The sequence below is a fragment of the Cesiribacter sp. SM1 genome, assembly GCF_020178975.1.
Taxonomy (GTDB): domain Bacteria; phylum Bacteroidota; class Bacteroidia; order Cytophagales; family Cyclobacteriaceae; genus Cesiribacter.
The window spans coordinates 615,612-629,718 of sequence record NZ_JAHXBU010000094.1 but is presented as its reverse complement, the minus strand read 5'-3'; the positions used below and the strand labels follow the sequence as shown (position 1 = coordinate 629,718).

12 protein-coding genes are annotated in these 14,107 nt (G+C 47.5%); 8 read left to right on the top strand and 4 right to left on the bottom strand.

Going from position 1 to position 14,107, the window contains the following annotated elements; all coding sequences use genetic code 11:
- Positions 1–505: 505 nt before the first annotated feature.
- Complete coding sequence (locus tag KWJ01_RS26785; RefSeq protein ID WP_225000215.1) at positions 506–1,885, top strand: hypothetical protein; 1,380 nt, start codon at positions 506–508, stop codon at positions 1,883–1,885.
- 119 nt (positions 1,886–2,004) lie between these two features.
- Here the strand turns inward: KWJ01_RS26785 and KWJ01_RS26780 are convergent, their stop codons facing one another.
- Together KWJ01_RS26780 and polA are read right to left on the bottom strand one after the other, a co-directional pair.
- The gene (locus KWJ01_RS26780; protein WP_225000214.1) at positions 2,005–4,005 is read right to left on the bottom strand and encodes a monovalent cation:proton antiporter family protein; all 2,001 of its coding nucleotides are present in this window, start codon (positions 4,003–4,005) and stop codon (positions 2,005–2,007) included.
- Positions 4,006–4,281: 276 nt separating this feature from the next.
- The gene (gene polA, locus KWJ01_RS26775) at positions 4,282–7,161 is read right to left on the bottom strand and encodes a DNA polymerase I (RefSeq protein WP_225000213.1); all 2,880 of its coding nucleotides are present in this window, start codon (positions 7,159–7,161) and stop codon (positions 4,282–4,284) included.
- 86 nt (positions 7,162–7,247) lie between these two features.
- On the opposite strand from polA, the gene KWJ01_RS26770 reads away from it, so the two are divergent.
- The 4 genes from KWJ01_RS26770 to KWJ01_RS26755 all read left to right on the top strand — a co-directional run bounded on the left by KWJ01_RS26770 (position 7,248) and on the right by KWJ01_RS26755 (position 10,059).
- Positions 7,248–7,430, top strand: a complete 183-nt coding sequence (locus tag KWJ01_RS26770; RefSeq protein ID WP_225000212.1) for a hypothetical protein — start codon at positions 7,248–7,250, stop codon at positions 7,428–7,430.
- A 635-nt stretch (positions 7,431–8,065) separates the two neighbouring features.
- On the top strand, positions 8,066–8,491 hold the full coding sequence (locus KWJ01_RS26765; RefSeq protein WP_225000211.1) for a hypothetical protein: 426 nt from the start codon (positions 8,066–8,068) through the stop codon (positions 8,489–8,491).
- Between the two features lie 14 nt (positions 8,492–8,505).
- A complete protein-coding gene (locus tag KWJ01_RS26760; RefSeq protein ID WP_225000210.1) occupies positions 8,506–9,039 on the top strand; it encodes a flavodoxin family protein in 534 nt (177 codons plus the stop codon).
- A gap of 78 nt (positions 9,040–9,117) precedes the next feature.
- The gene (locus KWJ01_RS26755; protein ID WP_225000209.1) at positions 9,118–10,059 is read left to right on the top strand and encodes a hypothetical protein; all 942 of its coding nucleotides are present in this window, start codon (positions 9,118–9,120) and stop codon (positions 10,057–10,059) included.
- A gap of 8 nt (positions 10,060–10,067) precedes the next feature.
- Here KWJ01_RS26755 and KWJ01_RS26750 read toward each other — a convergent pair whose 3' ends face one another.
- Entirely contained in the window at positions 10,068–10,646 is a 579-nt protein-coding gene (locus KWJ01_RS26750) for a DNA-3-methyladenine glycosylase I (protein ID WP_225000208.1), read from the bottom strand.
- Between the two features lie 83 nt (positions 10,647–10,729).
- On the opposite strand from KWJ01_RS26750, the gene KWJ01_RS26745 reads away from it, so the two are divergent.
- Both KWJ01_RS26745 and queG read left to right on the top strand, forming a co-directional pair.
- Positions 10,730–11,167 carry a GNAT family N-acetyltransferase gene (locus KWJ01_RS26745; RefSeq protein ID WP_225000207.1) on the top strand — a complete coding sequence of 146 codons (438 nt, stop codon included), beginning with the start codon at positions 10,730–10,732 and terminating at the stop codon, positions 11,165–11,167.
- Between the two features lie 174 nt (positions 11,168–11,341).
- Positions 11,342–12,271 (top strand): tRNA epoxyqueuosine(34) reductase QueG, encoded by a 930-nt coding sequence (gene queG / locus KWJ01_RS26740; RefSeq protein WP_225000367.1) that lies wholly within the window; start codon positions 11,342–11,344, stop codon positions 12,269–12,271.
- A gap of 44 nt (positions 12,272–12,315) precedes the next feature.
- Here queG and KWJ01_RS26735 read toward each other — a convergent pair whose 3' ends face one another.
- Complete coding sequence (locus tag KWJ01_RS26735) at positions 12,316–12,510, bottom strand: hypothetical protein (RefSeq protein ID WP_225000206.1); 195 nt, start codon at positions 12,508–12,510, stop codon at positions 12,316–12,318.
- A 187-nt stretch (positions 12,511–12,697) separates the two neighbouring features.
- Between KWJ01_RS26735 and KWJ01_RS26730 the strand changes: the two genes are divergently transcribed.
- Positions 12,698–14,107, top strand: a complete 1,410-nt coding sequence (locus KWJ01_RS26730; protein ID WP_225000205.1) for a BatD family protein — start codon at positions 12,698–12,700, stop codon at positions 14,105–14,107.

Below are 14,107 nucleotides of genomic sequence, written 5' to 3'. Positions count from 1 at the left end.
CGCTGTTGCAGGTACACCGGCAAAGCAGGAGCAGACAGGCAAAAGCAGCAGCACTGCCGCACACTTTTGTTTAGCAGATGCTTTATGTGCCTTTACCACCAGCTTAAGGCAAAGATAATTAATTTGCCAGAATGCCTGGCCTGCTATACATAAAGCAGATCAGCATTTGTGCCCTGTAACGAGCTTTTATGCTTTTATTTAAGGTTTTTTCTCACACATAAAACCTCTGTCAAAAAACGAACGTAGTGTATATATGACAGAAAACTAATGTAAGAAAACCTCTGTATAAGAAGAAGATTTTGGAGTGTAGCAAAACTTAATTAATTGCAACTTTCTAATAAAAATTTGATTTTATTAGCTAAACTCACAACTTCTTAGTAAGATTGCATGCCGGAAGAACTTCCTGCATCTAATCTCAACCTAAAATTTGGATGTAAGGAAAACTGATAAGAAGGATATTGTTTCAATGCATAAGAAGATAACAACATTTATTGGATTGTTGCTCATGCCGCTTCTGCTAATGGCAGAAGTGAACAATATATCTATTTCAGGCGAGGTGTTGAATGCCAAAGACAAGCAGGTGCGGGTGGTACTGCATTCTTTTGTGCCCGGCGAAGAAGACCATGCTTCTACCACCAGCCTGGATGATAATAACAATTTCCAGTTTGTAGCCTATGTACGGGAGGCCATGTTTGGCCGTGTTTACTACGGCAAGCACTCTGCCGCTATCTTTGTTGAGCCGGGCTCCCAGCTGCAGATTGTTTTTGATGCCAATGACTTTGCCAGCAGCATCCGCTTTAGCGGAGATGGCGCCGAAGATAATGCTTACCTGACTAAGTTCTACCTGACCCACGAACTTAGCACAGACGATCTTAAAGAGAAGTTCAAAAAGAAATCGGTAGAAGAGTTTGTAGCCTGGAGCAAACAACGCAAAGAAGAACAACTGATTGCCCTTACCAGCAAAAGACCAAGCTTAAGCCCTGCATTGTATACCTATCAGCAGGCCAACCTCGATTACCTCTGGGCTAACGATCTTTTTGCTTATGCAAACCAGCTGCAGAACATCAAAGGCAAAAAGGCTAAGCTGCCCGAAAACTACTACAGCTTTATCGATGAGGTAAAGCTGCATAATTACGATGTAATAAGCCTGGACAGCTACCGCACTTTCCTGACAAACTACATGCAGTACCTGTATGCCATTGCACATAAAATGCAGCCAGAGCAGGACAAGCAATATTACAACCACATGTACGAACTGGCTGCCGAAAACCTGCGTGCATTACCCAAATACCATGTGCAGGCTGTGTACCTGGTAGAAGCTATTTCTTATATAGGGCTGGATGTAGTAAAAGACGAATACATTGAGTTTGCAAATGAATGCCCCGTGCAGCCATACAAGAACGAGCTGCATGAGCTTATAAAAATGCAGAACGTATTTGAGGTGAATAAGCCAAAGGTAGTGTTCAAAGACAAGAATGGCCGCGATGTTCCACTAAGTGTACTGAAAGGCCATATTGTGCTGGTTCGCTTCGATAATAACATACAGGACGCAGACCCTGCCGAACTGCAAAAGCACGATGAACTACTTAAGAAACAGCTGGCTAACTTTAAGGATGTTAAGTTTCTGCAGCTTTCCATGATCGATAACCGCGATGCTTACGAGCGCATGGTGTATGCCGACGCTAATGATTATCTTAAGAGCATTATCAACAGGCCAAAACCAGGACAGCAGGTGAAGCTACCGGACTGGTCATATGTAGTGCTGAACCGCGAAGGTCTGGTGGTGAGCAACAGCCTGGATGATCCCAATAATGAGCTGGCCATTGAAAAAATAAAGGTAATTCTGCAGCAGGAAGATCAGATCGCTGCAGAGCAGGCCCCCTAAACTAACTATCCCTTTTTAATTCAGCGAAGACTTTTTGCTACAGCCACCTTTACAAGGGTGGCTCTTTTTTTAATGCCACCCTCCTGAAACTGCCGCATAATTCTGGAAGAATCAGCCTTCTACATCTCCAGGAAGCTGTTCAGGGCAGAGATGTTATCGGGTGAGCCAAAGACATACAGCACATCATCCTGCTCAATGGTTTGCTCTGGCCGTATGTTGGTTTCAAAATGACTTCCGCGTTTTATGGCCAGCACCGTTACCCCAAAGTTTTTTCGCAGCCCGGAATCGGATACACTCTTGCCTACTATTTTATTATTCCCCTGGTACACCGGCAGGGTGCTTATGGTTACATCGGGTATGGTTAACTGCAGATGGTCTGGCACCACCCGCGAAAGGCTGCTCTGGCTCCGCAGCATCTCATAGTTCTGCGATCTTATGTAATTGATAAATGATTCTACCTGGTCTTGTGGCACCAGGTATTTTTTTAGCACCCGGGTAAATATCTCAATAGAGGTTTCAAATTCTTCTGGTATGATCTCGTCGGCACCCAGGCGAATGTTCTCTTCAATTTCGCTCACATAGCGGGTACGCACAATGATGTAGACTGTTTTGCTGAACTGCCTGATCTGCGCCACAATCTTTTTGGTAGCATCGGGATCGGAAATGGCCACCACCACCACCCTCGCCTCCTGTACGTGCACATGCTGTAAAATCACATCCTGAGAGGCATCACCGTACATGATGGGTTCACCTTCGGCTCTAACCGTTTTTACCGTATCCGGATTCATCTCGATGATCACATAGGGGATCTGGGCATTTTTGGCAGCACGCGCAACGTTTTTCCCGTTGATGCCATAACCAATAATCACCACATGATCGTGCAGGACTTCATGATCAACAGCAGCACTTATTGCCTTGCTACGTCTTTCAAGCCGTTCGCGCACCTGCGCTGGTAATGTTCTCTTCACCAGGAAATCAGAAATAGCGGCAGCCTGGGCAAAAATGAAAGGCGTAGCAGCCATGGTAAGGATAGAAATAGCCAGAAAATACTGGTAAATAATATCCTCCATCAGTTCGTATTGCAGGCCTACGGTAGAAAGTAAAAAGGCAAACTCCCCTACCTGAAACAGGCTAAAGGCTGTAAGCACAACTGTTCTGGGCGGGTAACGAAGCGCTACTACAGCCACTGAAATCACCAGGGCCTTCAGTAAAATAACGCCTGCTGTTAGCAGCAGTACCTGGAACAGGTGGCTTATGAAAAAGCCCATGTCCAGCAGCATACCAATGGATACAAAAAAGAAGCTGATGAAGATCTCCCGGAAAGGCAGAATATTAGCCGTTGCCTGGTGGCTGTAATCAGATTCTGAAATAACCAGGCCTGCAAAAAAAGCACCCAATGCCAGCGACAGCCCTATGGAAGAGGTAAGCCAGGCCGTGGCGAAACAAAGCACTATAATGGTAAGAATAAAAAGCTCTTTGCTGCGGGTTTTTACCACCAGTGTAAGCACAGTAGGCACAACATAGCGGGCCAAAAGAATGATTACTCCCACCACTCCTATCACTTTTGCAGTTAACACCAGCAGGGTTGTGGCGATGTTATCTGCCTGGCCGGATATAATGGGCGTGAGCAGCATCATGGGCACCACAATTATATCCTGGAAGATGAGGATGGCTACAGCAATACGCCCGTGCGGTGCCGTGATTTCTGCTTTTGCCTGCAGCAGCTTCAGTACAATTGCCGTGCTGCTTAGCGATAACAGAAAGCCCATAAACACCGCCTGGCTCCAGGGGAGGCCCAGTATTTTAGTGATAACTGCAGTTGCCAGAATGGTACCGAACACCTGCAGGCTACCTCCCAAGATTACCGTGTTTTTGATAGAGGCCAGACCCTTCAGGGAAAACTCAATACCAATCACAAACAGCAGAAAGATTACGCCAATTTCTGCCAGCATTTCTACTTCGTGGCGGGCATGGATAAGGCTTAAGCCATGAGGTCCGGCAACAATCCCGGTTATCAGAAAGCCAAGAATAGAAGGCATTTTTAGCCTCTGAAAAAGCAGGATGATCAGGACGGCAAGCCCTAAGATGATAACGATGTCTTGTAAAAGCGGAAACTCCATTGATTAAAAATGCTTTGGGTAAAGCGCAAAAAAAACAAAAACTGAAAAATGAGTGCTACAGCTACATCAACTTAAAAAATCTACTTATTCCGGGAGCTTCCCCATTTTTATTCTCATATAAAGCTAGTACAGACATTTTACATTTTCATTCATATACAGGTTAACCTTCAAAGGTATATTAATACAGAAGACCCACCTGCTGCTACAGGTAGGTCTTATATTGCTAACTGCACAAGAAACTCCTGCGCCCATTTAAAATTAGAGTAAAGACAAAATTTAATGTGCTTCCAGCCAGTTGGGGCCGGTGCCGAGGCCTACTTCAAGCGGTACGGGCAGGTCTACGGCGGTGCTCATGAAAAGGGGGATGTGCTCCTTCATCAACTCCAGTTCATCCAGGTGCACATCAAACACCAATTCGTCGTGCACCTGCAGCACCATGCGGCTTTTCAGCTGCTGCTTTTTCATCCAGTGGTGTATGTTTACCATGGCCACTTTAATGATATCCGCAGCAGAACCCTGGATGGGGGCATTAATGGCGTTGCGCTCTGCAAAGCCCCGAACAGTTTGGTTGCGGCTGTTGATGTCGCGCAGGTAGCGGCGGCGGCCCATAATGGTTTCCACATACTCCTGCTCGCGGGCTTTGTGGATGCTCTCGTCCATGTATTTCTTCACCCCCGGAAACTCCTGGAAGTAGGCCTCAATCAGATCAGATGCTTCTTTACGGGGTATGTTCAGGCGCTGGGCCAGGCCAAAAGCAGATATGCCGTAAATAATGCCGAAGTTGGCCGTTTTGGCTTTCCGGCGCATATCAGAATCTACGGCTTCAATGTCTATTTTATAGATCTTGGCTGCGGTGGCAGCATGAATGTCTTTACCTTCACGGAAGGCTTCTACCATGGCTTCGTCCTTAGCAAAGCCAGCCATCAGGCGCAGCTCTACCTGGCTGTAATCTGCAGAGAGCAGGGTAAACCCTTCGCTGCGGGGCACAAAGGCTTTGCGGATCTCCCGCCCCCGCTCGGTACGGATTGGGATGTTCTGCAGGTTGGGATTGGTAGAAGACAGGCGGCCGGTGGCTGTTACGGCCTGGTTAAAGCTGGTATGCACCCTGCCATCGCGCGGGCTGATCAGCTTGGGCAGCGCATCAATATACGTACTGCAAAGCTTGGTTAGCTGGCGGTACTCTAAAATGTGCTTTACAATTTCATGCTCATCGGCCAGCTTTATCAGAATTTCTTCGCCGGTGGCATACTGGCCTGTTTTTGTAGTCTTAGGCTTGTCAATCAGCTTAAGCTTATCGAATAGTATTTCGCCCAGCTGTTTGGGAGAGCCAATATTAAACTCCTCGCCGGCCTCCTGGTAAATCTGTTTCTCCAGCTCTTTCGCTTCCTGGTCGAGCTGCACCGAAAGTTCTTTCAGGGCATCAGTATCAACATTAATTCCGTTGTATTCTATATCCGCCAGTACGTGCACCAGGGGGGCTTCCACCTCCTCGTACAGCTTCAGCAGTTTTTCCTGCTTCAGCAGGGGCATCAGCTTGCGCTCCAGCTGCAGGGTTATGTCGGCATCTTCGGCGGCGTATTCCTTAATGGCCTCCAGCGGCACATCACGCATGGTTTTCTGATCTTTGCCCTTGCTGCCAATCAGTTCTGTGATGCTTACAGGCTTGTAGTTGAGGTAGGTTTCGGCCAGCAGGTCCATGCCGTGGCGCATATCGGGCTCCAGCAGGTAGTGGGCAATCATAGTGTCGGTAACGGGCCCCTGCACCTCTATACCATATTTGCGTAGTGCCAGTATATCGTACTTCAGGTTCTGGCCAATCTTGCGCACTTTCTCATCTTCCAGCACCTCTTTAAAGCGGCCAATCAGCTCCTTAGCTTCCGCTTCATTTTCTGGTACAGGCACATAATAAGCCTCGCCAGGATACCAGCTAAAGCTTATGCCTACCAGCCTGGCCTCTACCGGATCAAGCGCATCGGTTTCGGTATCGAAGCAAAAACCTTTTTGCTGTTTCAGGTGCTTCACCAGCTCCTCCTGCTGCCTTTGGGTCTGCATCAGGTGATAGTGGTGGGTGGAGTTATAGATGGTACGCGGGCCGGCAAGGGTTCTGTGGTCTTCTGCTGCCAGGTCGGCAACGGCTGTCATCACCTCTGTACCATCCTGTTCAGTTTCCTGACTATCGGCGGCGGGTGCAAAGAGGTCGCCCTGCAGGGAAGCACCCTGTTTGGGCGCTTTTTTAGCAACTGCTGCTGTTGCGGCAGCTACGGCACTGGTGCCTTCTTCGCCATAGAGGCGGCGCATGGTGCTGCGGAACTCCAGCTCCTGCAACAGGGGCTTTAGTTTAGCATCATCGGGACCGGTATATAGTAGGGCATCAGGATCAAAATCTATCGGCACCTCCTGGTTAATGGTTGCCAGGCGCTTGGATAGAATGCCCTGCTCACCAAATTCCTTGATGCGCTCGCCGTTCTTTCCTTTTATTTCATCGGCATGGGCCACAATATTCTCTACGGTTCCGTACTCCTTCAGGAGCTTGGAGGCCGTTTTGGGGCCTATGCCCGGGATGCCGGGAATATTGTCTACGGCATCGCCCTGGAGGCCCAGCATATCAATAACCTGGTCAATGCGCTCCACATCCCACTTTTCCAGTACTTCCTTTACCCCCAGTATATCTACTGCATTGCCCATATAGGCAGGCTTGTAGTGGTAAATATGCTCCTCTACCAGCTGGCCAAAGTCTTTGTCAGGCGTCATCATGAATACCTCAAAACCCGCCCGGCAGGCCTTTTTAGCCAGCGTACCAATCACATCGTCGGCCTCAAAACCGTCTACCTCCAGGATGGGTATGTTAAATGCTTCGATCAGCTGACGAATGTATGGCTTTGCTATCTTAATATCTTCGGGTTGTTTTTCGCGCTGCGCCTTATAGGCTTCAAACTCTACATGCCGGAAGGTTGGCACATCGGTATCGAAGGCTACACCAATATGGGTAGGCTTTTCTTTCTGAATGATCTCCAGCAGAGAGTTGGTAAAACCATATACAGCCCCTGTGTTAAGGCCTGTACTGGTGATGCGCGGATTTTTGCTAAAGGCAAAATGGGCCCGGTAAATAAGAGCCAGGGCATCGAGCAGAAAAAGTTTTTTATCGGGTTTGGCCATAGGGTAAAGGTAAGGAAAACCTCTAATTAGAAAGATCTATTTCTTGCTTTTCATCCAGATTTGCCGCTCAACAAAAGCCAGCCATCATGCGCTACCTCATCCTGATTTACCTGTTGATCGGGCAAACATTCAATCTCCATGCAAAGGAAATGTTTTCAAAAAACGAGACAGTTTTTCCTGTTGGGGAGGATGCACAGAGCAAGGAAATGTTTCTCATCGAAAAAAATGGTAGCATTAAAGCAGCCATTACTGTTGGTGGAAAAAATTAAACTTCTGGCTAATCAATAACAATAAGGCAGAAAAAATTGGCACCCGGAACCGATTAACTACTACGCCAATACCCCATGGCCTTTCTTTGGGAGTGAGCCCGCTGCATCAGATAAAAGACTTCCCTTCGATAAAGCTGTTAAACAGTTAAGAAAAAATTTACCCTTCATCCTTATTGAACCTGCCCTGTTTGGTAAAAGTAATTCTTTTGAGATAGGGACGTATGCTACAGGCAGTACGCCTACAGGATCTGGTTGTGGTGGCAGCATAAAATATTCTTATTATCAATATGCCATCACAAAGCAGAGTACCTACATAGAAAAGCCCATAGTTGACAGCCATTCAGGTGCAAATACACCTAAGTTCTGGACCAATCACTTTCGAACACAGTTAGAATACAAAGAGGGTAAGATCAAGGCAATAGATGCATTCTTTACTTATTCAAAGAGTAAGGCTCTGGCGGCCCTTCATCAGCCAGAAACTTTCAGCGCTTGTCATAGAATATATACCGCTGCTTTAGGATCTTCTTTTGGTGATATGCAGTAAATAAAACTATCAATCTTCAATGCACATTTTTGTAATTTCAGCATTGATAAATGAGTTGAATTATTTTAGTACGCACCTAACAATTTTTTTGATGGGCTTTGAACGCAGAGATTATCTTAAAAAACAAATAGACCAGCTGGGGAGGGTATTGGGTAAGATGCTGGCTGATATGCTGGGCCTCAAGCAGCAGGGACAGGTGGGGGAAGCGCTACAGATGGTAGATGAAACCATGCAAAGAGTGCTTTCCCTGAACCTCATCAGCATGATTGCAGTAAGCCCCAAAGAGCTGGTAAGCTGGCTGCAACAGGAACACCAGTTTCAGCCCGAGCACCTGGCGCCCATGGCGGATATTCTGTACGAAGCTGCCGAGGGCTTTTTGCTGCAGAAAGATACCGCTACCGCCCGTGCCTTGTGGGAGCGTGCCCTGGCCATTTACGAGCACCTGGAAGCCACAGAAACCACATTTTCACTGGAACGCCATTACCGCATAACGCAGATCAAAAGTCTGCTTGCCTGAAGCCTGTACTGCAAATGGAAAAAGCCAGTCACCACCTGCCCCTGGTAATTATGGGAAGCGCCCGTAAAGCAGGCAATACATCCAGGCTGGTGGAGCAGCTTTTTGGCAAAGAGAGGGTCCGGGTGCTAAACCTAGCCGATTATAAAGTTTACCACTACAACTACTCGGACATTTACCCGCCCGACGACACCTTTCAGGAGCTGGTGCAGGAACTGCTTGCTCATGCTGTGCTGGTGTTTGGCACGCCAATCTACTGGTACAGCATGAGCGGACACATGAAGGTATTTTTTGATCGCTTAACCGATCTTATCACCACCTCAAAAAAGCAGGGACGGCAGTTAAAAGGTAAAAAAGTCTTTCTGATTGCAGTTGGCGCAGATAAGGTATTGCCAGAAGGCTTTCAGGTGCCTTTCAGGCTTACTGCCAGTTATCTGGACATGGACTATGTTGCCAGCTTATATTGCCCTTTAGCCGCCCTCGAAGCCTCCATACCGGAAGAGGCCAAAACATTTAGCAAAAAAGTTATGTCGCTTGCAGGCGAGGGTTAATCCGTTTTTATAATTTGTACTCTGACCGTAAAAAATTTCCACTGTCTGCTTTATAAGAAGCGGGAGCAGTTGTAAATTATGCAATACCCAACCCCACCTTTTTACATGACTCCCCGGGAAAAAGCAAAAACAATATTTGTTCTATCATTCTTTTTGATGCTCTGTGCTTTTATTCAGCCTCTACAGGCCCAGACAGAGAATGATACAACTGCCACCTACCGTGTACAAACCAGCGACGGCAACGAATACATAGGACAGATCATACACCAGGATGAGGAGTTTATCCTTTTGAAGACCCGCACCATTGGTGAAATTACAATAGCCAGAATAAACATCACCAGTCTCAGCCGCATTACGCCGGAACAGATCGTAAATGGCCAGATTTGGGCAGATAATCCGCAGGCTACCCGTTACTTTTGGGCACCTAACGGCTACGGACTCCGCAAGGGCGAGGGCTACTACCAAAATATCTGGATATTGTTTAACCAGGCAAGTATTGGCATATCAGACAACGTATCCATTGGCGTAGGCACGGTACCTCTTTTTCTGTTTGCCGGAACCGCCTCGCCCGTGTGGCTTACGCCTAAGATTTCAGTGCCTATTGTAGAAAACAAATTTAACCTGGGAGCTGGTGCTCTTGTGGGGTCTGTTGTTGGCGAAGCAGGAACAGGCTTTGCCCTGGCCTATGGCGTAGGTACCATTGGCTCCCGTAACCACAATGCCACCTTTGGCCTTGGTTATGGCTATGCAGGCGGCGACTGGTCTTCTACCCCTCTTATTACCCTTAGTGGCATGACCAGGGTAGGCAAAAACTGGTACCTGCTTACCGAAAATTACTTTATCAGCGTTGATAGTGAAACCCTTGCTTTTCTTATGTTCGGCAGCAGGGCCATCATCAAAAGAGTTGGCCTTGATTTTGGGCTGATTTTTCCCCAGGTATCCGACACCAGCGGCGACTTTATTGCTCTGCCCTGGCTGGGCTTTTCCATTCCCTTCAACATTGGAGGCTCGCAGCGATAAACTGCAAATTACAAACCAGCCAGTTCACGATAGCGGAAACAGTCAGTAGTATGGTCCATCACCAGCCCGCAGGCCTGCAGATGGGCATACATAACCGTACTGCCTAAAAATTTAAAACCTCTTTTCTTCATGTCTTTGGCCACAGCATCAGACAAGGGTGTTGTTGCCGGCACCTCTTTGGCGTGCTGCCAATGGTTGATAACGGGCTTTCCATCAACAAACCTCCACAGATAACTATCGAAGCTGCTCCACTCCTGCTGTACTTTCAGGAAACACTGCGCATTGTTGATGGCAGCCCTGATTTTAGCCCCGTTACGTATAATTCCTTCGTTCTGTAGCAGCTCGTTTACTTCTGCCTCCCCAAAGCCTGCTACCTGCTGCGGGTTAAAACCGGCAAATGCCGAGCGGTAGGCCTCCCGTTTCTTAAGCACTGTTGCCCAGCTAAGCCCAGCCTGGGCGCTCTCCAGCACCAAAAATTCAAAATGTACAGGATCGCTGTGCACCGGCACACCCCACTCTTCATCGTGGTAGCGTACATAATCGGAAAACTTACCTTCGGCCCATCCGCATCTTACAGGCTGCTCCATAGCTGGATTTTTACTTTCGGGAATTTGTAAAACTTACTGCAACTATGCCAGCAGCATGGCTATTTTTGTGTAAAAGAAATTGAATGGACCTGAGTATTAAAAGTGGAACTCCGGAAGAAGCCGCTCACTTCCTTAGCACCATACCCGAGTTTGCTGCTGATGCTTACCCACCGGAAAAATACAGGGCTCGTTTACTCGATAAACCCCACCTGAACTTACTGGCTGTAGCCAATGGAGAAACAGTAGGCTGCAAAGTAGGCTATGCGCTAAGCAAAGATTGCTTCTACTCCTGGATGGGCGGTGTACACCCCAGCTGGCGCCGGCATGGCGTTGCAGACATGCTGGCCGAACAACAGGAGGCCTGGGCACGGAACCAAGGCTATACCACTGTGCGTTTCAAGACCAGAAACCACTGCCGGGCCATGCTACAGTTTGCCCTGCGCCGGGGATTTAACATTATAGCAGTAGAGCCCAGGGCTGAAGTTTCTGAAAACCGCATCTGGCTGGAGAAAAGCCTGTAACCTGATAAAGGTGCCGGAGATGAATGTATGTTAGCTGTATGCGGGTATGGGGTGTATTGACACGGGTGGTTAGAGATAGACCCGCTATACGCAATAAACGAATTATAAGCAGCCAGGCAAAACTGACATACCATCGCCGCAGACCGTAACATTAGCACATTAAAAAGTTAGCACATTAGCACATCAAAAAAACATAGCCAGCTTATTAAGCATAAAGCAGCAGCACTGGGCTTTTCCTTTTGTGGTATTGCCAAAGCTGCCTACCTGGAGGAAGAAGCTCCCCGGCTGGAGGCCTGGCTAAAGGCAGGTATGCACGGGCAGATGGGCTACATGGCAAATCATTTTGACCTTCGGCTCGATCCGCGCAAGCTGGTGCCCGGCGCAAAATCGGTAGTGGTGCTGGGCTATAACTATTTTCCCAAGCAGGATTTAACCGGCAGCAGCGATTATAAGCTGGCTAAATATGCCTATGGGCAGGATTATCATCATGTGGTGAAGGCTAAGCTGCGGGAACTTATGCAGGAGCTGCAGGAAGAAATAGGCGCTATTGAGGGCCGGGCTTTTGTTGACTCCGCTCCCCTGCTGGAACGCCAGTGGGCAAAACGTGCCGGGCTGGGCTGGCTGGGTAAAAACAGCCTGCTGCTGAATAAGCAAATGGGCAGTTTCTTTTTTTTAGCCGAGCTGGTGCTAGACCTGGAGTTAGAGCCGGATGTGCCGCTGGCCAAAGACTATTGTGGCACCTGCACGCGTTGTATAGATGCCTGCCCTACAGATGCAATTGTAAAACCCGGTGTGGTGGATGGCAGCCGCTGCATCAGCTACTTTACCATTGAGCTAAAGGAGGAAATACCACAGGAAGTAAAAGGAAAATTTGAAAACTGGATCTTTGGCTGTGACATCTGCCAGGATGTATGTCCCTGGAATCGCTTCTCGCAGGCGCACCAGGAGCCTCTCTTTGAACCTCATCAGGAGCTTGGAGCAATGCGGAAGCAGGATTGGGAAGAAATTACTGAAGAAATTTTCGCGAAGCTTTTTAAGAAATCGGCCGTTAAACGCACTAAATTAGAAGGATTGAGGAGAAACATTCGCTTTGTAAAAGAATAAGCCCTTCTAAGGGGGGAAGGGCTTGAGTTTTTTTAGCAAATCGTTTACACAGCAGACCCGGCAACGAAGCAGCGGTCCAGGACCTCTTCGTACAGGTGACGAAATTTAGCATAGCACCAATCCCGAAGTTGATCAACTTCTTTGGGCACCAGCGAGGTAATTGCTTTCCTCAATTCCCTCTCAAACAACTCCTTGCTAAAGCTTACCTTGCTGAGAATTGTTTTAAAGTACTCCAGCATTTTACTTTACAGTTTAGGTTAAAAAATTGTAATCTCCGGCTTAACTTTGAGTTTCTTAAAATACAAAATAATTAGCCGAAAGTCAAGTTAATATTATGTATAATGGCTTTTCATTCGTTTGCAAAGCCTCGCAAAGATAACGACACAAATGCTAAAAAGATCATATATACTGCTCAGTTTTTTTTTAATGGTTTGCACTTTTGCCGTAGGCCAGGAAGTTAGCATACAGCTGGGAGAAAATCAGATTGCGCAGAACGAGCCTTTTACCATTACCCTAAGCATTGAAAACGGAGAAATTGAGTCCTACAGTGCATTTCCCGATATAGATGGTTTTGACAGGGCCGGCATCTCCACCTCCAGTGCCACACAAATAGTGAACGGCCGCCGCAGCCAGCAGATCAGCATTATTCAGTCTTATATGCCCAGGCAGCAGGGCAACTTCAGGCTTAAGCCTTTCAGAATAAAAGTTAATGGCGAGTATGTAGATTCTGATGGCACCACCATTAGTGTGGGCCCGCCACGCCAGCAGTACAGCGGCAACGGGCAAAACCGCCCCCGCAGCCTTTTCGACGATTTATTTGGTATAGACGATGTAGAGGAAGATGTTGAATATGTGGAAAGGCCCGACCACGCCTTTTTAGGCCTTACCGTAGATAAGCAGGAGGTGTACATTGGCGAAGGCTTTACCCTTACCCTGGCATTTTATATTCCGGAAACCGATCCGCAGGTGTTCGAATTTTACGACCTCAACAACCAGCTCACAAAAATTATTCAGCAACTGAAACCACATGACGCCTGGGAAGAAAATTTTCAGATCTACCAGATCAAAGCAAACAATGTAGAGATCAAGGGCGAGCGGTACCGTCAGTACAAGCTCTACCAGGCCCGCTACTATCCCCTGAATACCAAAACAGTGGAGTTTCCGGCGGTAGACCTGCAGATGATCAAGTACAAGCTTGCCAAAAGGCGCACATTTTTTGGCCCCGATCGCCAGGAGGGCTTCAAAACCTTCTATTCCGATCCATTAAAAGTTAAAGTAAAAGCACTGCCTGAACATCCGTTAAAAGAGCAGGTAGCTGTTGGCGATTACCAGCTTAAAGAAACAGTCAGCAATAAGCAGGTAGAAACCGGCGAAAGCTTCAGCTACAGCTTTAGCGTGGTGGGGCAGGGCAATATAGCAGCCATCAGCGCTCCCCAGGTTAAGCAGGATAGGAATTTAACGGTGTATGAACCGAATGAAACCGTTAATACCCGCAAAACAGGCAACACAGTAATTGGCGTAAAGCAGTTTAATTACTATGCCGTACCTAACGAGCCAGGCACTTATGAGCTGGGCGACCGCTTTCAGTGGATCTTCTTTAACCCACGCACCGCCAGCTACGATACCTTAAGATCTGGTATTACGGTAGAAGCTGTAGGCCGCAGCCGTAAGAATGAGTCGATCATGGCTGCAGATCCAGGTTCATTCTATGAGAAAATGAGCGGAGTAAGCAACAATTTAGCATCATTCGATGAAGACAGCTCCCTGCGCTGGTTGGTGAATGGCCTAATTTTACTTATGTTCGCTGCAGTAGTAGTATTGCTTATCCGCAAATAG

Excerpts from the sequence above, each read along its gene's own strand:
- KWJ01_RS26760 (WP_225000210.1), top strand. The coding sequence starts at position 8,506 with ATGGAAAAAGCCAGTCACCACCTGCCCCTGGTAATTATGGGAAGCGCC.
- polA (WP_225000213.1), bottom strand. The coding sequence starts at position 7,161 with ATGGCCAAACCCGATAAAAAACTTTTTCTGCTCGATGCCCTGGCTCTT.
- KWJ01_RS26770 (WP_225000212.1), top strand. The coding sequence starts at position 7,248 with ATGCGCTACCTCATCCTGATTTACCTGTTGATCGGGCAAACATTCAAT.
- KWJ01_RS26745 (WP_225000207.1), top strand. The coding sequence starts at position 10,730 with ATGGACCTGAGTATTAAAAGTGGAACTCCGGAAGAAGCCGCTCACTTC.
- KWJ01_RS26735 (WP_225000206.1), bottom strand. The coding sequence starts at position 12,510 with ATGCTGGAGTACTTTAAAACAATTCTCAGCAAGGTAAGCTTTAGCAAG.
- KWJ01_RS26750 (WP_225000208.1), bottom strand. The coding sequence starts at position 10,646 with ATGGAGCAGCCTGTAAGATGCGGATGGGCCGAAGGTAAGTTTTCCGAT.
- KWJ01_RS26730 (WP_225000205.1), top strand. The coding sequence starts at position 12,698 with ATGGTTTGCACTTTTGCCGTAGGCCAGGAAGTTAGCATACAGCTGGGA.
- KWJ01_RS26780 (WP_225000214.1), bottom strand. The coding sequence starts at position 4,005 with ATGGAGTTTCCGCTTTTACAAGACATCGTTATCATCTTAGGGCTTGCC.
- KWJ01_RS26755 (WP_225000209.1), top strand. The coding sequence starts at position 9,118 with ATGCAATACCCAACCCCACCTTTTTACATGACTCCCCGGGAAAAAGCA.
- KWJ01_RS26785 (WP_225000215.1), top strand. The coding sequence starts at position 506 with ATGCCGCTTCTGCTAATGGCAGAAGTGAACAATATATCTATTTCAGGC.
- KWJ01_RS26765 (WP_225000211.1), top strand. The coding sequence starts at position 8,066 with ATGGGCTTTGAACGCAGAGATTATCTTAAAAAACAAATAGACCAGCTG.